The sequence below is a fragment of the Burkholderia sp. RS01 genome (assembly GCF_039748055.1).
GTDB lineage: Bacteria > Actinomycetota > Actinomycetes > Actinomycetales > Micrococcaceae > Arthrobacter.
In genome coordinates this window covers 21687-41579 of record NZ_JBDLAK010000026.1, presented here as the reverse complement: position 1 = coordinate 41579, position 19893 = coordinate 21687, and the positions used below count along the sequence as shown (strand labels likewise).

Genomic DNA, 19893 nt, shown 5'->3' with positions numbered 1-19893 from the left:
CCGCACGCGGGGGAGTGCCGATCGCTGGCCGCCCCGCCGTCGTGCCCGGCGGCGGGGAATGGAACCCACTACTTGAACGTTCAACAAAACATGGACTTTGGCATCTTCACCTTTGGCGAGCTATCCCGAAACATCAACACCGGCGCGGCGCTGTCCCCGCAGCAGCGCCTCAAGGAAATCATCGAGCTAGCCAAGCTGGCTGATCAGGCCGGCCTCAGTTTCCTCGGCCTGGGGGAGCACCACCGGCGGGACTTTGCCCTGTCCGCCCCGGAGATCGTCCTGGCGGCCATTGCCCGGGAAACCACGAACCTTCGGCTCGCCACCGCAGTCACCGTGCTCTCCACGCAGGACCCCGTGCGCCTCTTCGAACAGTTCGCCACCCTGGACCTGATCTCCGACGGCCGGGCCGAGATCATCGCCGGCCGCGGAGCCTTCGTGGAGTCGTATCCGCTGTTCGGCCACGAGCTTGGCGACTATGACGCCCTCTTTGATGAAAAGCTGCGCCTCCTGCTGGAACTCCGGGACGCTGCGGTGGTGACCTGGCAGGGAAGCCTTACCCAGAGCATTCCCGGAATGGACATCGCACCGCGGCCCGTCCAGGACAAGCTCCCTGTCTGGGTGGGCGTGGGCGGCACCCCGGCGAGCTTCGCGCGGGCCGGGCGCCTGGGGCTTCCGCTCTTCATCGCCCTGCTCTCCGGACCGGCCAGGTTCCGCCGGCTCGTGGAACTCTACCGCCAGAGCGCGGCCGACGCCGGGCACGATTCCGCCGCCCTTCCGGTAGGGGCGGGCGGGCACTTTTACGTGGCGCCCACCTCGCAGCAGGCGCGGGACACGTTCTACCCCCATTACCGGGCCTATTTCGAACAGAACATGCCCCGTCCGGTGGACCACTTTCCGCGGCCCACCTTCGACGACTGGACCGAACCCGGCGGCGGACTCCTCGTGGGCAGCCCCCAACAGGTCACCGAGAAGCTCCTGGACATCCATGAGAACCTCGGCACCAGCCGGTACCTGGCCCAGATCGGTTTAGGCGGCCTCCCGTTCGCCGAAACGGCTCGCTCCATAGAGTTGCTGGCCACCGAAATCATGCCCGCGGTGAACAAGGAAATCGGCGTCCCGGCGAACTGAGCCACCGGGCCCGTCACGTCACCGGGTCCGCTAAGTCACCGGGCCCGCTAAGTCACCAGGCCCTTGGCGTCGTCGGGGCCGACAAAATCGCAGGATCCAGCGTGGCGCTCGGGCAGGATGCACGTGCGCCCGGTAGCCAGATGAACGTTGCCGCAGCGCCCAGTGCGCGCCACGTCTTCGCGGACGTGCAGGCTCCTCAGATCCGGCCGTTCGCTGTGCGGTTGCAGGTGGAAGGTATCGGACGTGCCGTTTTCATGACTGTTCATGCCTTGATACTCCTCATCGAGTGGCTGCCCCCAGTAGCAAAAGGCCAGTCGTTTGGACCCCGAGACTTAAGTCTCGCCCCGCGGGATTAACGGCGGGTTACGGCCATGTTAGATCCGGACGCGCCGTATGTCAGCCAGCAAATGTTTCAGCCCAGCAAATCGTCGACGTAGCACCAACGCCAGTCCTCGCCCGGTTCAATGCTGCGCATGGCGGGATGGCCTGTCGCCTCGAAATGCTTTGACGCGTGGGTGCCGGGCGAGGAATCACAGCAGGCCACGTTGCCGCATTCCAAGCACATCCGGAGGTGGACGGTCGTGGTGCCGTCGCGGACGCACGCGAGGCAGTAGGCGTCCTGCGGGACGGCCGGATCCGGTGCCGATTCAAGGTGCTCGCACCCGCCGCCGGGCCGGGGAGTCCTTCCCGTCCCGGAGACGTCGGCTTCGTCAAGGGCGGCATCGAGCATCGACTCCTCGATGTCGAGCCTCTCCAGCACGTCGCTGAGCACCTCGTGGGCGTACTCGCCTCCGCGGCGAAGTTCCAGCACCCGGGCCCGTTCAGCGTCCAGCATGGCCAGCCGCAGCCAGGCGTAGCGCTGGCTGGGAGTGGCGGCCTCCGCCGTCGGACGGCCCAACCTTTCCCACGCCGCGAGTCCGCGTTCCTGCGTCCGCCGCTTCAGCATGGCCACGACCTCCGGAGGATCGTTGTCAGTCCGCAGTTCGTGCAGCCGTTCAACGCCTGCCGCCGTGGCCAGATGCATCAACGCGGCCTTGCTGAGCGCGTCTTCGCGCGGATCCGGGCCCCGCACGCGGAGCAGCCGCACCAGCGGCGGAAGGGTGAAGCCCTGGATTGCCAGCGTGCCCGCCACCACCACCATGGCCGCCAGGATGAGCACGGACCGGTGCTCCAGGTCCTGGGGGAGCGTCAAGACCGCCGCAAGGGTCACCACGCCGCGCATCCCGGCCCACGAAACGATGGCCGTGTCCTGCCACGGCGGCGCGGGATCCTTGCGGGATACGGCGGGAATGAGCCGGGGCAGGTAGGTGGCGGGAAACACCCAGAGCGGCCGGAGCGCCAGCACGGCCAGCAAAATCACCGCGCAGCCCGCCCAGATCCGTCCCGGGCCCAGTGGATCGTCCTGGATGCCGTCGATGATGGTCCGCACCTGCAGGCCGATGAGCAGGAACACCGAATTCTCCAGCAGGAACTGTACGGTGTCCCAGTTGCTCCGCTGGCTCAGCCGCGCTGCGCCGTTGGGCATGGACGGTGCTTTGGTGCCCATGATCAGGCCGGTGACCACCACGGCCAGCACCCCGGAGGCGTGAATCCCCTCCGCGGGCAGGTAGGCCACGAAAGGTGCCATCAGCGACGTCGACGTGTTGATCGCAACATTGTGGATTCTCAAGCGGAGCTGCGTGAGGAGATAGGCCGCAGCGAGGCCCACAGCCAGGCCGCCGCCCGCCGCCAACAGGAACTCGCCGCCGATCTCCGCCGCGGAGACTGCTCCTGCAATCGCGGCGATGGCACCGCGCAGGCACACCAGGGCCGTGGCGTCATTGACCAGTGATTCGCCCTCCAGGATGCTCACGATCCTGCGCGGCATCCCCACCTTCCGGGCGATTGCGGTGGCGGCCACGGCATCCGGCGGGGCCACCACGGCACCCAGTGCGATGGCCGCAGCGAGTGGTATTTCCGGGAAAAGCCAATGAACCACCGCTCCCACCGCGATGGTGGCAAAGATGACGTAACCCACCGAAAGCAGTCCGATGGTCCGAACGTTGGAGCGGAAGTCGAACAGCGAGGTCCGCAGCGCGGCGGCATACAGGAGCGGGGGAAGCAGCCCCACAAGCACCAATTCGGGGTTCAGCTCAAGTGGCGGAACGAACGGCAGGAATGAGCCCGCGACGCCGGCGAGGACCAGGAGCAGCGGAACGGAAACATTGATTTTCCGGCCGAGCGCGCTGCCTGCGCACACCACAGCCGCCAGCACCACCAGTCCCAGAGCGACGTCCATGCCGCTATTCTTTCAGCTCGGCTCGTTCAGTTCAGTGTGCCGGTGCGGTCTGGTGTTGTTGCTGGGCCGTGCCCGACGACGGCGGCTCACCCAAGCGTGGCTATGGCACCGCGCGTGCGGGTCTATTTCCCGCTCGCGTCATCGGGAATGTCGGCGCCTTCGGCAGGCTCCTGGGAATGGACGCGGATGTCAGTGGGGTCGGCCAATTCGTCCCCTTCGGCCGGGGCCTCGCTGTGGATCCGCTGCACCGTTGGGTATTCACTCATGACCGCTCCTCTGCCGCCGTTGTGTGCTGTTGGCCATCACCTAATGTTCATCTAGCTCCTGCTTTCGTGGACTGTCAAGAACATTCCAGCCGCTATGGCCGTGCAACTTGTTGTGTGTTGGACTGTGAGTTGAGTTCCGCCTGCGCCGCCCATTGCGGCCCCGCAGCAGCCCGCCACGCACCGCTTCAAGCACCGTCGGAAAGCCGGTTTCGCTCCGGCTGTAGGAAGGATCAACCTCATGGCAACGTACAAGATCGGATACTTCGTCGGGAGCCTGGCCAGCGGCTCCATAAACCGCACCCTCGCCAACGCCCTCATTAGGCTTGCCCCGGACGATCTGGAGTTCACGGAGATCCCCATCAAGGATCTTCCGCTGTACAGCTACGACTACGATGCCGACTTCCCGGCGGAAGGACGGGCCCTGAAGGACGCCATTGAAGGCTCCGACGGCATCCTCTTTGTGTCCCCTGAATACAACCGGTCCATCCCGGGAGCGCTGAAGAATGCCATCGACTGGGGATCACGCCCCTGGGGCACCAATTCCTTTGCCCGCAAGCCGACGGGCATCATTGGTGCCTCGCCGGGCAGCATCGGCACGGCCGTGATGCAGTCCTCCATGCGTGCCGTGCTGAGCTTCCTTGACGCGCCCCAGCTCAACGCCCCGGAAGCCTACGTCAAGTTCAATCCCGGCGTCTTCGCCGACGACGGAACGGTCAGCGACGACGGCACCGCCAAGTTCCTGCGCCATTACATGGAGGAATACGGTGCGTTCGTGGAACGGGTGCTGGCCGCCAACGCGCCCGGACACATCGGCGACCCCAAGCCAGACGCCGAAAAGCTGTCCCGCTAGGGTCTGCGACGGACTTGTGGCCGGACTGCTTCCGGCGGGCCGGCCCGCCGTCCGGCTAGGCCGGGCTGGCGGCCTCCGCAACGAGTCCGCCGAGGCGGCGGTATTTTTCGATCCGCTGCGGCAGCAGTTCGCCGGTTCCGGCCGAGGACAGCGCGGCCAGTTCGTACTCGATCGCCTGTCCCATGCGCTGGCAGAAGGCCCTTCCCTCCAGCGCGGCGTCCGGGCGTTCGTCCACGATGTGCTCCACCATTCCGTTGGCGTACAGCGACGCGATGTTGACGCCCTGCGCTGCGGACATGGCCGGGGCAAAGTCCGTGCTCCGGTGGACGATCGCGCTGGCGCCTTCGGGCGGCAGCGGTGAGAGCCAGGCGTGCTGTGCCGCGATGGTCCGGTCGGCCGGCATCAGGGCCAGCGCCCCGCCGCCCGCTCCCTGCCCCAGCAGCACGGACACTGTGGGTGAGTTGAGGCCGATGAGATCGTGCAGGGACCTCGCGATCTCGCCGGCCAGGCCGCCTTCTTCCGCTTCCTTGGACAGGGCAGCGCCGCCGGTGTCGATGACCGTCAGCAGCGGCAGCCCGAGCTCCTCGGCCAGCCGCATGCCGCGGCGTGCCTCGCGGAGCGAGGCCGGCCCCATCGCCGTCTGCTGCGACGGCCGCGGCCGGGTGTGGCCGATCACCACGCAGGACTTCTGCCCGAACCGTGCCAGCGCCAGCAGCAGGCCGGGGTCCTTTTCCCCTTGGCCGGTGCCGTTGAGCGGAAGCACGTCGCGGGCGCCGTAGGCGAGCAGCTGGCGCAGGTCCGGGCGGCGCGGATTCCGTGAGATTTCGATTGATTCCCAGGCTCCGGCGTCGGACGGCTTCACGGCGAGCGTGCGCGGCGGAGCGACGCGGGGGTGCGGGCCGGTGACCAGAATACTCAGGGCGCGGTCGACGACGTCGGACAGCTGCCAGGGCGGCACCACCGCATCGATGAGCCCCTTGTCGAAGAGGTTCTCGGCGACCTGGACGTTCTCTGGAAACGGCGTGCCGTAGAGGGCCTCGTAGACGCGGGGCCCGAGGAAGCCGAGCAGGGCACCGGGCTCCGCCACCGTGATGTGCCCGAGCGATCCCCACGACGCCATGACGCCGCCGGTGGTGGGGTGCCGCAGGTACACCAGGTACGGCAGGCCGGCCTGCCGGTGCGCCCGCACGGCGGCGCTGATTTTTACCATGGAAAGGAACGCTATGGTGCCTTCCTGCATGCGCGTGCCGCCCGACGCCGGGCCCGCCAGGAGCGGCAGGCCTTCCCGGGTGGCGCGCTCGACGGCGTTCACGATCCGTTCCGCCGCGGCGAGCCCGATGGAGCCGGCCAGGAAACGGAACTCGCTGACGATGACAGCCACCCGGCGGCCGCGGATGAGGCCCTCGCCGGTCAGCACGGACTCGTCAACGCCGGTCTTCGCCCGTGCGCCGGCCAGTTCTTGCCGGTACTCGGGACTAGGATCAGGATCCGTGACCGGGGCATCCCAGCTCCGGAAGGAGCCGGGGTCAAGCACGGCGGCGATCAGCTCGGCGGCGTCCAGGTGCCGGACGTTCTGCTGGGTGAGCATGCTCAGTTGCCCTCCCCGCCGGTGCCCGGGCTTTTGCCGGACGCGCCGGTGCCGGCGGCGTCGGCGGGGGTCAGCCCCAGCCACTGCCGGATCTGGCTGCCGTCCTGGTCCAGCAGCGGCGGAGCCGTGTGCGTCTTGAGGGTTGTCTCGGCGGTGTCGGCGGCGCTGAAGAACCGCAGGGGCGGCCCGGGCAGGCTGACGTTGCCGAGGATCCTGTGGTCCACGTCGATCACCAGGCCCTGGGAGTGGACCTGCTCCCATGCGTAGACCTCGTCCAGCGTCCGCACCTTGCCGGCCGGGATCCCGGCCTCATTCAGCTTGGCGAGCAGCGGCTCGGCTTCGAAGTCGGAGAACACGCGCTCCACCTCTTCGATGACCTTTTCCCGGTTCCGCACCCGGTCCGCGTTGCTGGCGAACTCGGGCCTGGTGTTATCGATCCCGAAGGTCGAGGCAAAGGTGGCCCAGAGCTTCTCGCTGCCCACGCTGATCTGGACCCGGCCTTGCCGGCAGTGGAACAGCCCGTAGGGCGCGATGGACGGATGGTGGTTGCCCTGGGCCTTCGGCATCTCCCCGGCGACGGTGGCCCGTGTGCCTTGGAAGGCGTGGACACCGATGAGCGCTGCGAGCAGGGAGGTACGGACGATCTGCCCCTGGCCGGTCCGCTCGCGCTGCAGCAGGGCCGCGAGCGTGCCGAACGCCCCGTACATGCCGGACAGCAGGTCAGCGATGGGGACGCCGACACGCTGTGGGTCGTCCGGCCCGGACCCGGTCAGGGACATCAGCCCGGCCTCGCCCTGGAGGATCTGGTCGTAGCCGCTGCGCCTGGATTCGGGCCCGTCGTGGCCGAATCCGGTGATGGACAGGACCACGAGCGCGGGGTTCAGCGCATGCATCTCGGCCGCCGAGAACCCGAGCCGGTCCAGCACGCCGGGGCGGAAGTTCTCGATCACGACGTCGGCGCGTTCCAGCAGTTCGCGCAGGACCGTCCGCCCGTCGTCGCTCTTCAGGTCCAGGGCGATGGATTCCTTGTTGCGGTTGCAGGACAGGAAGTAGGTGGCCTGGGGATCATCCTCGGGGCCCACGAACGGCGGGCCCCAGCCGCGCGTGTCGTCGCCGGTGCCCGGGTTCTCGACCTTGATGACCCGGGCACCGAGGTCCGCCAGCATCATTCCCGCGTGCGGGCCGGCGAGGGCGCGGCTCAGGTCCACCACGACGTAGCCCGAGAGGGGGCCTTCGGCCCGGGGCGTGGATTCAGTGCTCATGAAGGCTGTTCCTTTTCTTGCTGTGCGGGGGTCTGCCGAGGGGCAGGTATTGCGGTGCTGGGGGCGGGCTACATCCAGCCCGGGACCACCATGACCAGCCAGGCGATGCCCGGGCCGACGGCGACGACGATGCCGCTGTAGGCGAGGATCTGCTTGTAGAACCTGTCCTTGTCCACGTCCTCCGGGGCGTTGGCCAGCACCAGCGCCCCGTTGGTGGAGAACGGCGAAACGTCGACGATCGTGGAGGCGACGGCCAGGGCCGCGATCACCCCGACGGCACCGACTTCGCCCGTGGCCAGGAACGGGACGGCCAGCGGGATGAGGGCTGCGAGGATGGCGGTGGAGGAGGCAAAGGCGGAGACGACGGCGCCGATGTAGCAGATCAGCAGGGCGGCCACGAGCGGCATGCCGAGGTGGGCCACGCCGTCGGAAACGAATTTGATGGTGCCGGCTTCCTCGAGGACGCCTACGAAGGTCAGCATGCCGCAGATGAGCAGGACGGTGGACCAGCTGATCTTGTTGACCGCGCCCTTCTGTGCGGCCGGGGAGACGAGGGCCAGGATGATGGCGATGGTGATGGAGACGAATCCGACGTCCACCTTGAAGCCCAGCGAGATGACGGCGAGGGCGATCAGGCCCAGGACGGTGATGAGCTGGGGAACATTGGCGCGGGCGCCGTTCGACGCTTCCTGCGGGGCGGCAGCCGCGGAGGAGCCGGAGGTCCCCTTAGCGGAGACGCCGGAGGGCGAAATGTCCGAACCGGAGCCCTGAAGGGTGACGCCAGCCGCCCGGGCGCCGACGCTGACGGCCATCCGCGACTCGGCAGCTTTCTCTACCAGACGGCCGGTCTTGGTGCTGAGCAGCTTGCTGCCGCCCAGGACCACGAAGAGCACCACGGCGATGGCCAGGTTGAAGAAGAAGCTGGCCAGGAAGATGGCCATCGGGCTGGCCTCGAGGTCGGTCTTGGCAATGATGCCGTTGACCGTGACGCCGTAGACGGCGATGGGGGAGAAGCCGCCGGCCTGGGCGCCGTGGACCACCATCATGCCCATCATCAGCGGATTGATCTTGTGCTTGGCGGCAAAGCTCAGCGCGATCGGCGCAATGATGGCGACGGCGGCCGGGGACAGTGCGCCCACCGCGGTGATCACAGCCGTGATGGCGAACATGACCCAGGGGATGAGTGCCACTTTGCTGCCCACCAGGCGGACAGCGCCCCGTACCAGCAGGTCAATGGTGCCGTTGTTCTGCGCGATGGCGAAGAGGTAGGTGACACCGACGATCGTCAAGAACAGGCCGCCGGGGAAGTTGGCCAGAATGTCGTTGGTGGACATCCCGAGGACTACGGCGCCCAGCAGGAACGCTCCCACGAAGGCCAGGGCGCCCATGTTGAGGGGCAGCACCGTGGCAAGCAGGAACATCACCGCCAGGATGATGATGGACAGGACGGGAGCGGACATCTTTGTTCCTCCGGATCAAGAGATTGGTGTGATGTGGATTACTGGCTCACTGGCCTAGCCTCCTAGACACTAGGTGACTTTGTCAATAGTTCTCCGCTAAGCTAGTGCCGACGACGTCGCCGGAAGGACTTGCATGCCCAAGAAGACAGCAACGCAGCAGATTTCCCGCGTCTCGCGGCCGCGCCTCTATGAGCAGCTGGTGGAGCAGCTCATGGATTTCATTGAGGCCGCGGAGCTGGGACCGGGGGACACGCTGCCCGCGGAGCGGGACCTGGCCGAACGGCTGGGCGTCTCGCGGGCCACGCTGGCCCAGGCGTTGGTTGCGCTGGAAGTCCTTGGCGTCATCGACGTCCAGCACGGGACCGGAGCGGTGCTGGTCTACCGGCCGAATGTTCCGTCCGTGATCAAGGGCCTGCGCGAGCACAGCAGCAGGCTCCCCGAGATTGTTGAAGCCCGCAGCACGCTGGAGGTCAAGCTTGCCGAGCTGGCTGCCGCAAGGCGGACCGACGCGGACATGAAAGCCATCGACAAGGCGCTCGACGCGATGGCCGAGGAAGTGGCCTCGGGCGCCAAGGGAGCGCACGGTGACGAACTTTTCCACCAGGCTGTCACCGCAGCGGCGCACTCCTCGGTGCTGGCCCAGCTCATGTCCTTCATTGCCGGGATGATCCTGGAAACCCGCCTCGAGTCGCTCGGCCAGCCCGGCCGGCCGGAGCAGTCGCTGGCCTCGCACCGCAAGATTGCGGACGCCATCAGGGCCCGGGATGCCGACGCCGCCGCGGCGGCCATGCTGGACCACATCACCCTTGTCTCCGACGTCGCACTGCTGAAGTAAGCCCGTGAAACCGTTTCTGTTGCTCGCGTCGCGGGCCGAGGACACCGCGGCGGACGAAGAGTACGAGGCCTACCTGCGCTTTGGCGGGCTGGACGCGAGCCAGCTGAGGCGGATCCGGATGGAGCAGGCCCCGCTGCCTGAGCTGGAGCTGGACGACTACTCCGGGGTGATCGTGGGCGGCAGCCCGTTCACGTCCAGCGATCCGCCCGAAAAGAAGACTGAAACCCAGCACCGCGTGGAGCGGGAATTGTCCAAGCTGCTGGACCGGATCGTTGCGACGGACTTCCCCTTCTTCGGTGCCTGCTACGGCGTGGGCACGCTGGGGCTGCATCAGGGGGCGGTCATCGACCGGACCTACGGCGAGCAGCTGGGCGGCGTGACCATCACCCTGACCCCGGAAGGCCTGGACGATCCGCTGCTGGCGGGCATGCCCGCCGAATTCACAGCCTTCACCGGCCACAAGGAAGCGTGCACGGTGCTGCCCCCGAACGCCGTGCTGCTCGCGAGCTCGGCCGCGTGCCCGGTGCACATGTTCCGGATCAAGAAGAACCTGTACGCCACCCAGTTCCATCCTGAACTCGACGCCGAAGGGCTGGTGACCAGGATCGACATCTACCGTCACGCAGGGTACTTCCCGCCGGAATCCGCCGAAGAACTGATGGAGGCCGCCCGGACGTTCACGGCAACAGAGCCGATGAAGATCCTGCGGAACTTCGTGAAGGTCTACGGCAAGTAGTCCCGGACGGAAAGGAACGACGGCGGTGCGTCCCGCCGTCGTCCGCTTGCGTTCCCGGCGGCTATCCCGGCAGGGCCGGGTCCGCGGAAGGGCCCGGAACTGCCGAGAGGTGCTCGTGGACGGCAACCACCTCGCCGCCGCCGGTCCGGGTGAACACAATGGTCTCCCGTTCGTCAGTGGACAGGGTGCTGCCGTCCGGGCCAGTCCGGACCACCGTGGCCACCCGGTGCGTGAAGACGGCAGCGGAGCCAAGCAACTGGATGTTCTGCTCGCTGCTGCGGCAATCGAGCACCTTCCACCCCGAGCCGACCCACATGTCCCAAAGTTGCCGGTACTCGCTCCGGGAACCCAGTGCCTCCGGCTCGGGATGGAAAATGAACGTGGCTGACGGGCTGAAGGCGGCGAAGTAGCGTTCCGTGTCCGTCGCGGCGAAGGCTGCGATCAGCCCGTCCGCGGCCTCCTGGACCTCCGCCCGGCTCAGGTCCCGGCTCTCCGGCTGCCGGGACGGCGCACCGGGCTGCCGGGACGGCGCTTCGTGCCCGAAGCTGGCCGGTCCGGTCCGCGCCATGGCCCGGACCGGTGCCCCGTCGGCGTCGGGGATGCTGAGCGGGAAGAGGAAAACCTCGACGCCGGTGCCGCTGGCCAGCGCCCGCTGGACCTGGTCCAGCCCGGTGAGGTTCTCGGCGATGACGCAACCGTTGCCGGCGAGGATGTGATGGGCCGGAAAAGCCTGGTCTTCGGCGAGGCTCCCGGTTCTGTCCACGCTCAGGGCATCCACTCCGACGGTTCGGTAGCCGCGGTCCACGATCAGCTGGGCGGCGGAGGCGTCGAGCCACGGGTGGTCCAGGTAGGCGGGGGAGCCCCAGAACTCTGCGAACCCCGTCCGGAGCAGCAGGATCCTGTCGGGCTGACCGGGCCGGTCGTTCCCGGCCGTTGCCGGCGCGAGCCCGGACAGGTGTTTCGCGGTGATGGCGCCGCCGGCACCGGCGCTACGCACGTCAACCAGCTCCACGGGCCCGCTGAACTGCGCCGGCGGCAGCACGTCGAGTGCCGCCAGCGAATTCCGGACGTGGAACGGCGCGTCAACATGCGTCCCCGAGTGGGAGCCGATGGCGAGAGACAACACGTTGGCGCCGTCGCCGTCGGCTGTCAGCGCCGGCGAGATCCGCACTTCCGGGTCGCCGGGAAAGACGGGCATCCCCGTCCGGAGCGGGACGCTCAGATCCATCCATGTCACGACCGGACCGCCGAGCTCGTAAGCGCCCGGTCGTCCTCCGCCGGCGTCGGCTGCTCCTGCAGTCCCGGGTCCGGCTGCCCCGGCGCAACGGCGCGCCCGGCGCTGTCCATCACCGGCGGCACGGCAACGTTCCGGCTGGGAATCCAGCGCGGACCGGCCTCCGGAAACACGGCGCGGGGTTCGGGGAAGATCCACAGCATCGCCACGTAGAGCACCGCGGCAAGGACGAGGGAGGCCGGGAGGCTGATATCCACGCCGCCGGCGAGGTTGCCCAGCGGGCCCTGGAACTGTCCCGGCATATTGACCAGGCACAGGCCTGCCGCGGCGCTGAGCAGCCACGCCAGCATTCCGCGCAGGTTCCAGCCATGATTGAACCAGTAGCGGCCGCCTGTTTGGCGGCGGTTGAAGACCTGCAGGGCGTCGGCGTCGTACCAGCCCCGGCGGGTGATGAAGCCGATGATCATCACCACCATCCAGGGGGCCGTGCACGTGACAATCAGCGTGGCGAAGGTGGAGATGCTCTGGACGAGGTTGAAGGCGAAGCGGCCCACGAATATGAACGCGATGGCGAGTACGCCGATGAACACAGTGGCCTGCACGCGGTTGAAGCGCGGGAAGACACTGCTGAAATCCAGTCCGGTTCCGTACAGCGAGGAGGCGCCCGTGGACATGCCGCCGATCAGGGCGATGGCGCAGAGCGGGACGAAGTACCAGGCGGGGGACACGGCCAGGAGCCCGCCCACATAGTTGGGGGCCGCCGGATCCATGAACTCCGGTGCCTTGGTGGCGATGATCGAGGCGGTGGCGAGCCCGAAGACAAACGGCACAAGGGTGGCCAGCTGCGCGAGGAGGGCGGCACCCATGACCTTGCGCTTGGGCGTGTTCGTGGGAATGTACCGAGCCCAGTCGCCGAGGAAGGCGCCAAAGGAAATCGGGTTGGACATCACGATGAGGGCGGCGCCGAAGAAGGCAGGAATGAAACCGGCTACGCCGAGGCCGTCCAGGCCCACCCCGAAGGAGCCGGCAAAATTCAGGTCCAGGTCCCCTGCGAACGCGATGTATCCGATCACGAACAGAAGGGTGGCCGCCGTTACCGCGATCTTGTTCACGAGAAGCATGAACCGGAACCCGTAGATGCAGACGGCCAGCACCAGAACTCCGAAGAGCCCGTAGGCCACGGCAAAGGAGCCCATGTCCTGGGGCAGGCCAACCAGGCGGTTAAGGCCTCCCACCAGCGCGTCGCCGGAGCTCCATACCGAGATGGAGAAGAAGGCCGTGGCGGTCAGGAGCGAAAGGAACGAGCCCACGACCCGGCCGTGGACGCCCAGATGGGCCGAGGACGATACCGCGTTGTTCGTGCCGTTCGTGGGTCCGAAGACGGCCATCGGCGCCAGCAGGAGCGCGCCCACCACCAGGCCGAGGACTGTCGCTGCCAGACCCTGCCAGAACGAGAGGCCGAAGAGGATGGGGAACGCTCCGAGGAACGCTGTGGAAAACGTGTTAGCGCCGCCGAACGAGACCCTGAACAGGTCAAAGGGGCTTGCGTTCCGGTCCTTCTCCGGAATTTGTTCGATGCCGAACGCTTCCACCTCGGTCACCTTGACGCGGCCGGTTCGGCCGGCTTTGGCCTTTTGCTGCACATTTTTCACACTTGTCTCCGTCTGGCTGATCCATCCTGTGTTGCCAAGAGGGCATCACAAGTTGTTGATTAGGCTACATTTGTCACGAGGCTACGGTGTGAAGCGGCTCACATCAAAGATTTCGTCATCATGACGCGCCCCCACGGACAACGGCAGACCTGTCGGCGCCGCACGCACGGAAGCGGGCAAACGGAAGCGGGCAAACGGAAGCGGGGGGCGGCGGGGGGGGGCCGCCCGCGGGCGCCCGCTTCTGTTTGGGCCAGTCCCCTGGGAAAAGGGGGCCCAAGTGTTCGTTCGCGCTGCCTGCGGTTAGCGGGCGGGCGTCACAGTCGCCTCATAGGTGAGGATCTCGGTGGCCATGCCGGCATTGTCCGGTGCGACGCGCATGGTCAGGTGGTTGCCGGCGGCGGTCATCTTGAACGGATTGCGCGATGCCACGTGGCCGTCGGCGGACCACTGCTGGAACGGGACGCTGTGCAGCGTGGCGTGCGTCCTGCTGTCAATCAGGGCGATGCCGCCCAGATCGTACTTCGCGGCTGGACCGCCCGCGGCGGGCATCTGCGGAAGGCTGGCCACGCCGGCGCAGAGCATCTTGGAGTCCGCCGCGTACTGGCAGTCCTGGTAGTCGATGAAGTTGTCCGGGTTCTGCCAGCTGCTCAGCTCCTTGCCCTTCAGGGTCCACTCGGCGAAACGCCGTGAGCCCCACGTGTTGCCGATGAGGTGGCCGGACTGCTTGTCCATGACAATGCCGCCGAAGTGGTCCTTGACTTCGAACTGCTTCCGCACGTCCAGGGACTTTGCGTCCACCCGGTAGACGATGGAGCTGCTGTTGGGCCGGTACTGTGCCACGGCGACCCACACGTTGGTGCCGTCGAAGTCGATGCCGCCCGGGTGGTACATGTCGCCTTCGCCCAGCACGATGTCTTTCTGGAGCTTGCCCGCCTTGTCCATGACGAACAGGTGGCCCTTGCCTTTGCCGGCCGTACGGTCGTAGCCGCCCTGCGGGCTGGGGAACTTCACCGTTGGCTCGAGGATTTCCACAGAGGACAGGAAGATGTGGTCCTCCGAGAAGGCGATGCCTTCGGTGTGGAAGGTGGGGAAGTCCAGCTTGAGCCTGCTGGTGAGCTGCCAGGCCGTGTTGCGGTCGACGGCGGTGAATGCGTCTGCGACGGTGGTGTCCGCCGTGCGGTGGTCACCACCGTTTCCGGTGTCCCGGGACGCCTGTGCGACTGCGGCGCCGCCGATGGCTGTCGCTGCAATGGCCGCCGCGATGACGGCTTTGGCCAGGCTGCGGGTGCGGAGTGATTTCATGGGGATGGCCCTCTCGTTGGTTCGGACCGGTGTGACGGTACGGGCCGGTCATGAACCGGGAGCGACGGGCGGCTTAACGCGGTTCGGCAGTTGCCTGCTCCCCGCAGCGGCGGGGGCCCCATTTGCCCATTGACTTCGGCCGGAGGACGGCTAACGTTGAACTACGTCAACACGGATCTGTTGTACGCACGTGCGCTGAGGGGGCTGCGGCGCAATTGCAGATTGTTCGCACACACAGGCCTCGGTCGGCAGCCGCAACTCCTCAAGCTGGTTCACGCCAGCGCCCTCATGTCTTGATTCCAGGTCTCACCCTAGCCCCAGGTGCCGTCCCATGACCGCTAATATCGTCACCGCCTTTGCCGTCAAGTCCTTCGATGTCCCCGACAAGAAGCGTTACCCGGACAAGGCCGAAGTGGACCTTGTCAGCGTGAACGACTATTCCGTTGCGCGGCTCATCCTCGCCCCCGGCTGGCGGTGGTCCGAGTGCTCTAAACCCACCGAAAAAACACCATTCTGCCAGCACAACCACCTCGGCTTCTGCGTGTCCGGGGTGATGGAGGTCGAAACGCCGGAAGGTGTCCGCTCGTCGATCCACGCCAACGACACGTACGCCATCCCGCCGGGCCACAATGAATGGGTGGTGGGTTCCGAGCCGTTCGTGGCCGTGGAATTCCTGGGCGCGGCGTCGTTTGGCCGGCCGGTCAGCCGCGGCCAGCACGCCAAGATCTGACTCGGATCAGCCGACCTCGGATCAGTCGCGCGGACCCAGTGCGGCGGGCGGTCAGCCCACGTGGACCCAGGGCCGCCTCGACACGTCAGGCTCGGCTTCGCGCAGCACTTCGCGGGTGACCGGTGCGATCTCGCCTTCGCCCAGGAACAGGAAGCGCAGCAGGTTCACCACTGGATTTCCCTCGGTCCAGCGGAAATAGATGTGCGGCATGAGCCCCGTGACGTCCCGGATGTGCAGCAGCACGGAGGCGATGGTGTTGGGCACCACGGGTCCGTGCACTTCCAGGATCTGGTAGCCGTGCCGGGTCACCCCGGTGACCTCCAAGGCTGTTTCAAAATCGGAGGAATCGTCCACGATGACTTCCAGGAACAGCGCCTGGTAGTCCACCGGGAGATGGCTGACCTCGATGGCCGACGTCAGCTTGTCCCGGTAGGCCTGCGCGCTGAGTCGGAGCGGTTCGTGGGCAATGATGGAGATGGGTCCCTCCAGGTTCGAGGACATGAATTCCAGCGCCTGCCGGTCAAGGTGGACGTGGGTGGCATGCAGCTCGAAGGAACGGAGGATACGGGAGAGCAGGGAGATCCCGATGATGCCCAGGATGAAGAACGACGCGATCCGGAGGCCTTCGGGCCGTTCAAAGACATTGGCGACTGTCGTGTAGATGAAAACCACTGCGATGATCCCGAAGCCGACGGTCCGCCGGTGCTGCTGCTGACGCCGGGCCGACAGTGTCACGGCAACCGCTGCGGAAGTCATCAGCACCAGGACGCCCGTGGCGTAGGCGCCGCCCTGGGCATCGACGTCGGCGTTGAAAAGATACGTGATCAGGAACCCGATCGCCGTGAACACCAGCACCAACGGGCGGACAGCCCGGGCCCATTCGGGCGCCATGCCGTACCGGGGCAGGTACCGCGGGACGAGGTTCAGCAGTCCCGCCATCGCGGAGGCGCCGGCGAACCAGAGGATGCCAATGGTGCTGACATCGTAGACGGTGCCGAAGCCATTCCCCAGGTATTCATGGGCCAAGAACGCCAGGGCGCGGCCGTTCGCCTGCCCGCCGGGCTCGAATTCCTGCGCCGGGATCAGGATCACGGTGGTGAGGCTCGTGGTCACCAGGAACGAACTCATGATGACGGCGGCCGTGGTCAGCAGTTTCCGGGTTCCCTCGATCCTGCCTGCCGGGTACTCGTCCGTGTCGCCGGGCCGGCCCTGGATCTGCGGCATCACCGCGACGCCCGTCTCGAAGCCGGACAGGCCAAGGGCGAGTTTGGGAAATACCAGCAGAGCAATGCCGACCACCATGAAGGGGCTTCCGTGCGAGGTTGTCAGGGCTTGCCACCAGTCCCCGACAGCCGTCGGGTGGGCTGCTGCCTCGAATACCGTGGCGGCGACGACGATCACGTTCAGTCCCAGATAGAGTGCCACCAACGCGACGGCGACGCCGATAGCCTCCTTGAATCCGCGCAGGAACACCGCTCCGAGCAGGGCAAGGAGGAACAGGGTGACAACAATGTTTTGTCCCTGCAGCCAGCCGGGCGCAAAGGGGTTCTGGATCGCGTGTGCTGTGGCGTCGGCGGCCGACAACGTCATGGTGATCATGAAGTCCGTCGCCGCGAAGCCCAGAAGGACCAGGACGAGGAGCTTGCCGCCCCAGCGGGGCAGCAGCCGCTCAAGCATGGCGATGGATCCTTCGCCGCGGTGGCTTTCGCCCGCAACCCTGCGGTAGACGGGCAGGGCGCCGAACAGGGTGACGGCCACCAGCACCAGCGTGGCCAGCGGGGAGATCACCCCGGCGGCAAGCGCGGCGATCGCCGGCTGGTAACCGAGGGTCGAGAAGTAGTCGACGCCTGTCAGGCACATCACCTGCCACCACGAATGCTTCTTGAGGTGCGCGTCGCCCACAGCGCCGGGACCCTGGTGGGTGCCCTTGGCATCCTGAAGGCCGAACAGCAGCCAGCTCCGGAATCTGTCCCTGGCCCCGGGCCGTGCGGCGGACGGATCAGCCGGAGGCCTGCTCAGCGTGGTCATGTCTGCCTCTCCGCGATGCGCAGCACCGCTCCATTGCCGACGATAACAGCGGCCGGCCGCCGTGCTCCCGGTGCCTCCGCAATCCTGACGCATCCTTAACGTGGCGGTGGCGCCAACGGGGCGTGGGCGTCGGGTCCGGCCAGGCGCTATGCGGGAACTTCGCCGGGCGGCGGGGTTTCAACGTAGACGATCAACGTTGCCGCGGCAGGCAGGTACCAGTGCCGGCGGTGCAGCACCGGCCGGTAGGCGCGGCCGTAGGGGTCCCGCACGCGGGCCTGCTCCAGGCGGATCTGACGGGAGAGCCGGCGGTCGACTTCCCGCAGGTCGTGCAGGCGCGTGGTGACACCCCCGAACTCCAGGGTCCATTGTCCGGCCGCGGGGTCGGCGCCCTGTTCGAGGAGGAGAATTTCGAAAAGGTCCCGCAGCAGCTGGTCACGGGTGCCGGGGTGGAAGCGACGAAGCCGGTGCCGCTCGACGTGCAGGTTCTGGGCAGCCTGCCACGCCTGGCCGAGCCAATGGAATTCCACCGGACCGAGTGCCGGTCCGAGGACCAGGCGGCGGTCCGGATCCATAACCAGAAGATAGTCATTGCCCCTGCGGTCGATGACGCTCCTGGCCTCGCCGGAATATTCAAATGCCGCGAGCAGCTCGTGAGCTGACCGGTGATAGCCAAAGTCGCCGGTATCGTCGACAGTGACGTAGTCCCCGCCGGCAGGGGGCGGGCCATCCGGAGGATGCGGCTGGAGCCGGGACGTGGAATTCATTTCGCATGCTCCATCGGAGGATTCGGCCGCGACCTCCGTGGCCGCGGGTCCCACGGTTCCATGACACCACCGGCAGGGCCGTTTCCGGGACTGTTTTAACGCTTTCCATATGCCGCGGGGAATGAAATTAGCGTTCTCTTAACGCGCGGCTACCGCTCGGGTGCTGCGCCCTCCCGGATACACCGGCAGGTGTTGGCACAGCGGCGGGGAAGGGCTAACGTCACAGCCAGGAGGCCCGATTCAACGAAGGAGTCGCTGCCATGACCATTGTCGACAATGCCGTGTATGTGGCAGGCCGCCGGACGGCGGATCCGGAGGGCCTGGAGGAAACGTACTTCCTCCTGCGGCAGCGGCAGGGGATGGCATGGATCGGGCTCTACCGGCCGGATGCGCGGGAGCTGCGCTCTGTGGCTGACGAGTTTGACCTGAGCTCGCTGGCAGTCGAGGATGCCTTGACCGGACACCAGCGGGCGAAGGTCGAGCACTACGGCGACACCCTCTTCATGGTGCTGCGCCCCGCCCGGTACCTCGACGATGTGGAAAAGGTGGAGTTCGGTGAGATCCACATCTTCATCGGCCCCGACTTCGTGGTCACCGTCCGCCACGCCGAGTCCCCGGACCTGGCCAAGGTCCGCCGGCGCATGGAGTCCGAGCCCGAGTTCCTCGCGCTGGGGCCCGACGCGGTCCTGTACGCCATCCTCGACCAGGTGGTGGACGAATATGAGCCCGTGGCCGCCGGCCTCGAGAACGACATCGATGAGATCGAAGACGAGCTCTTCGGTGCGGATCCGGAGGTCTCGCGCCGGATTTACGAGCTCTCCCGCCAGGTCATTACGGTCCAGCGCGCTACCGGGCCGCTGGCCGGGATCCTACAGGCCCTCATGACAGGAACGCCTGACCACCATCCCGACGCGGAGTTGCAGGACCATCTCAGGGACGTCCTGGACCACGTCCTGCGGCTGAATGACCGGATCGCGTCATTCCGCGCCCTGCTGCAGAATGCCCTTGCGGTCAATGCTGCCCTCGTGGCCCAGCGCCAGAACGATGAAATGCGCCGCCTCACCGAATCGAGTTTCGCCCAGAACGAGCAGGTCAAGAGGATTTCCTCGTGGGCAGCCATCCTCTTCGCACCGACGCTCATCGGCACGATCTACGGCATGAACTTCCACACCATGCCCGAACTCGACTGGGTGTTCGGCTACCCCATGGCCATCAGCCTGATGGTCGGCATGGGACTGATCCTGTACGCCACGTTCAAGCACAATAACTGGATCTAGCCCGCCGGACGGCGTTGAGCGCGCCGCCGGCACTCCTGAGCGCGAATGCCCCGGGGGCGTGGCCGTCAACGCCCAATTTGGGTGGGCAGCGAGCCGAAACGGCACGTGCTCCAAGGTTTTTTGGAGCCGCCCCGCTGATGATGGGGCTGTTCCTTCCTCATTGCGGCAGTGGTGCAGATGACCGGGTCCGGACATGCGTTCCAAAGGCATCCGGGTGACCCTCGGGATCTGCGTTTCAGGGGAAAGGCAGGCCTGTGGCCCGTTCGGCCACAGGCCTGCCTCTTTATCCACATGACCGAAAATCTGGAGAAGACAATGGCGTCCAGCAGGGAAATGCTCAGGCTTGGTTTGATGGGGCAGCGGCAATGACAGCGCCCGCGGTCCACCGCCCGGGATTCCCGGCGGGAACTGGCATGAATGAGCCCGCCCAGCGCAGGATTACGCCAGCTTTTCCCCAGCGTCCGAAGGTTCACCGAAGGTTATGGACAGCCGGGGGACTTCCC

17 protein-coding genes are annotated in these 19893 nt (G+C 66.8%); 6 read left to right on the top strand and 11 right to left on the bottom strand.

Features of this window, described 5'->3' with window-relative positions; all coding sequences use genetic code 11:
* The first annotated feature begins 72 nt into the window (after positions 1-72).
* Positions 73-1128 carry an LLM class flavin-dependent oxidoreductase gene (locus ABFP37_RS19710; RefSeq protein WP_347034650.1) on the top strand — a complete coding sequence of 352 codons (1056 nt, stop codon included), beginning with the start codon at positions 73-75 and terminating at the stop codon, positions 1126-1128.
* Between the two features lie 47 nt (positions 1129-1175).
* Here the strand turns inward: ABFP37_RS19710 and ABFP37_RS19705 are convergent, their stop codons facing one another.
* From ABFP37_RS19705 to ABFP37_RS19695, 3 genes are all read right to left on the bottom strand, one after another.
* On the bottom strand, positions 1176-1394 hold the full coding sequence (locus ABFP37_RS19705; RefSeq protein WP_078028264.1) for a hypothetical protein: 219 nt from the start codon (positions 1392-1394) through the stop codon (positions 1176-1178).
* Between the two features lie 146 nt (positions 1395-1540).
* Entirely contained in the window at positions 1541-3406 is a 1866-nt protein-coding gene (locus ABFP37_RS19700; protein WP_347034649.1) for a Na+/H+ antiporter, read from the bottom strand.
* 122 nt (positions 3407-3528) lie between these two features.
* Entirely contained in the window at positions 3529-3672 is a 144-nt protein-coding gene (locus ABFP37_RS19695) for a hypothetical protein (RefSeq protein ID WP_347034648.1), read from the bottom strand.
* Positions 3673-3910: 238 nt separating this feature from the next.
* Here ABFP37_RS19695 and ABFP37_RS19690 point away from each other — a divergent pair, with 238 nt between their 5' ends.
* Positions 3911-4522, top strand: a complete 612-nt coding sequence (locus tag ABFP37_RS19690) for an NADPH-dependent FMN reductase (protein ID WP_078028262.1) — start codon at positions 3911-3913, stop codon at positions 4520-4522.
* A gap of 55 nt (positions 4523-4577) precedes the next feature.
* Here the strand turns inward: ABFP37_RS19690 and ABFP37_RS19685 are convergent, their stop codons facing one another.
* The 3 genes from ABFP37_RS19685 to ABFP37_RS19675 all read right to left on the bottom strand — a co-directional run bounded on the left by ABFP37_RS19685 (position 4578) and on the right by ABFP37_RS19675 (position 8832).
* A complete protein-coding gene (locus ABFP37_RS19685; RefSeq protein WP_347034647.1) occupies positions 4578-6110 on the bottom strand; it encodes a carboxyl transferase domain-containing protein in 1533 nt (510 codons plus the stop codon).
* Positions 6111-6112: 2 nt separating this feature from the next.
* Positions 6113-7372: a CoA transferase gene (locus ABFP37_RS19680; protein ID WP_078028260.1), complete on the bottom strand. Its 1260-nt coding sequence runs from the start codon at positions 7370-7372 to the stop codon at positions 6113-6115.
* 68 nt (positions 7373-7440) lie between these two features.
* Entirely contained in the window at positions 7441-8832 is a 1392-nt protein-coding gene (locus ABFP37_RS19675; protein WP_078028259.1) for an SLC13 family permease, read from the bottom strand.
* 133 nt (positions 8833-8965) lie between these two features.
* Between ABFP37_RS19675 and ABFP37_RS19670 the strand changes: the two genes are divergently transcribed.
* The gene (locus ABFP37_RS19670) at positions 8966-9667 is read left to right on the top strand and encodes an FCD domain-containing protein (RefSeq protein ID WP_078028258.1); all 702 of its coding nucleotides are present in this window, start codon (positions 8966-8968) and stop codon (positions 9665-9667) included.
* A gap of 4 nt (positions 9668-9671) precedes the next feature.
* Positions 9672-10403 (top strand): glutamine amidotransferase, encoded by a 732-nt coding sequence (locus tag ABFP37_RS19665; RefSeq protein ID WP_078028257.1) that lies wholly within the window; start codon positions 9672-9674, stop codon positions 10401-10403.
* 61 nt (positions 10404-10464) lie between these two features.
* On the opposite strand, the gene ABFP37_RS19660 is transcribed toward ABFP37_RS19665, so the two are convergent.
* The 3 genes from ABFP37_RS19660 to ABFP37_RS19650 form a co-directional block, all read right to left on the bottom strand.
* Complete coding sequence (locus ABFP37_RS19660) at positions 10465-11631, bottom strand: cyclase family protein (RefSeq protein ID WP_347034662.1); 1167 nt, start codon at positions 11629-11631, stop codon at positions 10465-10467.
* Between the two features lie 5 nt (positions 11632-11636).
* Positions 11637-13289, bottom strand: coding sequence for a cytosine permease (locus ABFP37_RS19655; protein WP_347034646.1), 1653 nt, complete (start codon positions 13287-13289; stop codon positions 11637-11639).
* Positions 13290-13589: 300 nt separating this feature from the next.
* Positions 13590-14591: a DUF6454 family protein gene (locus ABFP37_RS19650; RefSeq protein ID WP_347034645.1), complete on the bottom strand. Its 1002-nt coding sequence runs from the start codon at positions 14589-14591 to the stop codon at positions 13590-13592.
* A 331-nt stretch (positions 14592-14922) separates the two neighbouring features.
* On the opposite strand from ABFP37_RS19650, the gene ABFP37_RS19645 reads away from it, so the two are divergent.
* Entirely contained in the window at positions 14923-15321 is a 399-nt protein-coding gene (locus tag ABFP37_RS19645; protein ID WP_078028254.1) for a cupin domain-containing protein, read from the top strand.
* A 51-nt stretch (positions 15322-15372) separates the two neighbouring features.
* Here the strand turns inward: ABFP37_RS19645 and ABFP37_RS19640 are convergent, their stop codons facing one another.
* Both ABFP37_RS19640 and ABFP37_RS19635 read right to left on the bottom strand, forming a co-directional pair.
* Entirely contained in the window at positions 15373-17349 is a 1977-nt protein-coding gene (locus ABFP37_RS19640; protein WP_078028253.1) for an amino acid transporter, read from the bottom strand.
* 146 nt (positions 17350-17495) lie between these two features.
* Complete coding sequence (locus ABFP37_RS19635; protein ID WP_139362818.1) at positions 17496-18113, bottom strand: hypothetical protein; 618 nt, start codon at positions 18111-18113, stop codon at positions 17496-17498.
* Positions 18114-18373: 260 nt separating this feature from the next.
* Here ABFP37_RS19635 and ABFP37_RS19630 point away from each other — a divergent pair, with 260 nt between their 5' ends.
* Positions 18374-19390: a magnesium and cobalt transport protein CorA gene (locus ABFP37_RS19630; protein ID WP_347034644.1), complete on the top strand. Its 1017-nt coding sequence runs from the start codon at positions 18374-18376 to the stop codon at positions 19388-19390.
* Positions 19391-19893: the final 503 nt, after the last annotated feature.

Bases quoted from the DNA above. Each gene is read 5' to 3' on its own strand.
- ABFP37_RS19685 (WP_347034647.1), bottom strand. From the start codon at position 6,110: ATGCTCACCCAGCAGAACGTCCGGCACCTGGACGCCGCCGAGCTGATC.
- ABFP37_RS19695 (WP_347034648.1), bottom strand. From the start codon at position 3,672: ATGAGTGAATACCCAACGGTGCAGCGGATCCACAGCGAGGCCCCGGCC.
- ABFP37_RS19705 (WP_078028264.1), bottom strand. From the start codon at position 1,394: ATGAACAGTCATGAAAACGGCACGTCCGATACCTTCCACCTGCAACCG.
- ABFP37_RS19640 (WP_078028253.1), bottom strand. From the start codon at position 17,349: ATGACCACGCTGAGCAGGCCTCCGGCTGATCCGTCCGCCGCACGGCCC.
- ABFP37_RS19650 (WP_347034645.1), bottom strand. From the start codon at position 14,591: ATGAAATCACTCCGCACCCGCAGCCTGGCCAAAGCCGTCATCGCGGCG.
- ABFP37_RS19635 (WP_139362818.1), bottom strand. From the start codon at position 18,113: ATGAATTCCACGTCCCGGCTCCAGCCGCATCCTCCGGATGGCCCGCCC.
- ABFP37_RS19645 (WP_078028254.1), top strand. From the start codon at position 14,923: ATGACCGCTAATATCGTCACCGCCTTTGCCGTCAAGTCCTTCGATGTC.
- ABFP37_RS19680 (WP_078028260.1), bottom strand. From the start codon at position 7,372: ATGAGCACTGAATCCACGCCCCGGGCCGAAGGCCCCCTCTCGGGCTAC.
- ABFP37_RS19660 (WP_347034662.1), bottom strand. From the start codon at position 11,631: ATGGATCTGAGCGTCCCGCTCCGGACGGGGATGCCCGTCTTTCCCGGC.
- ABFP37_RS19700 (WP_347034649.1), bottom strand. From the start codon at position 3,406: ATGGACGTCGCTCTGGGACTGGTGGTGCTGGCGGCTGTGGTGTGCGCA.
- ABFP37_RS19690 (WP_078028262.1), top strand. From the start codon at position 3,911: ATGGCAACGTACAAGATCGGATACTTCGTCGGGAGCCTGGCCAGCGGC.
- ABFP37_RS19670 (WP_078028258.1), top strand. From the start codon at position 8,966: ATGCCCAAGAAGACAGCAACGCAGCAGATTTCCCGCGTCTCGCGGCCG.
- ABFP37_RS19630 (WP_347034644.1), top strand. From the start codon at position 18,374: ATGACCATTGTCGACAATGCCGTGTATGTGGCAGGCCGCCGGACGGCG.
- ABFP37_RS19675 (WP_078028259.1), bottom strand. From the start codon at position 8,832: ATGTCCGCTCCCGTCCTGTCCATCATCATCCTGGCGGTGATGTTCCTG.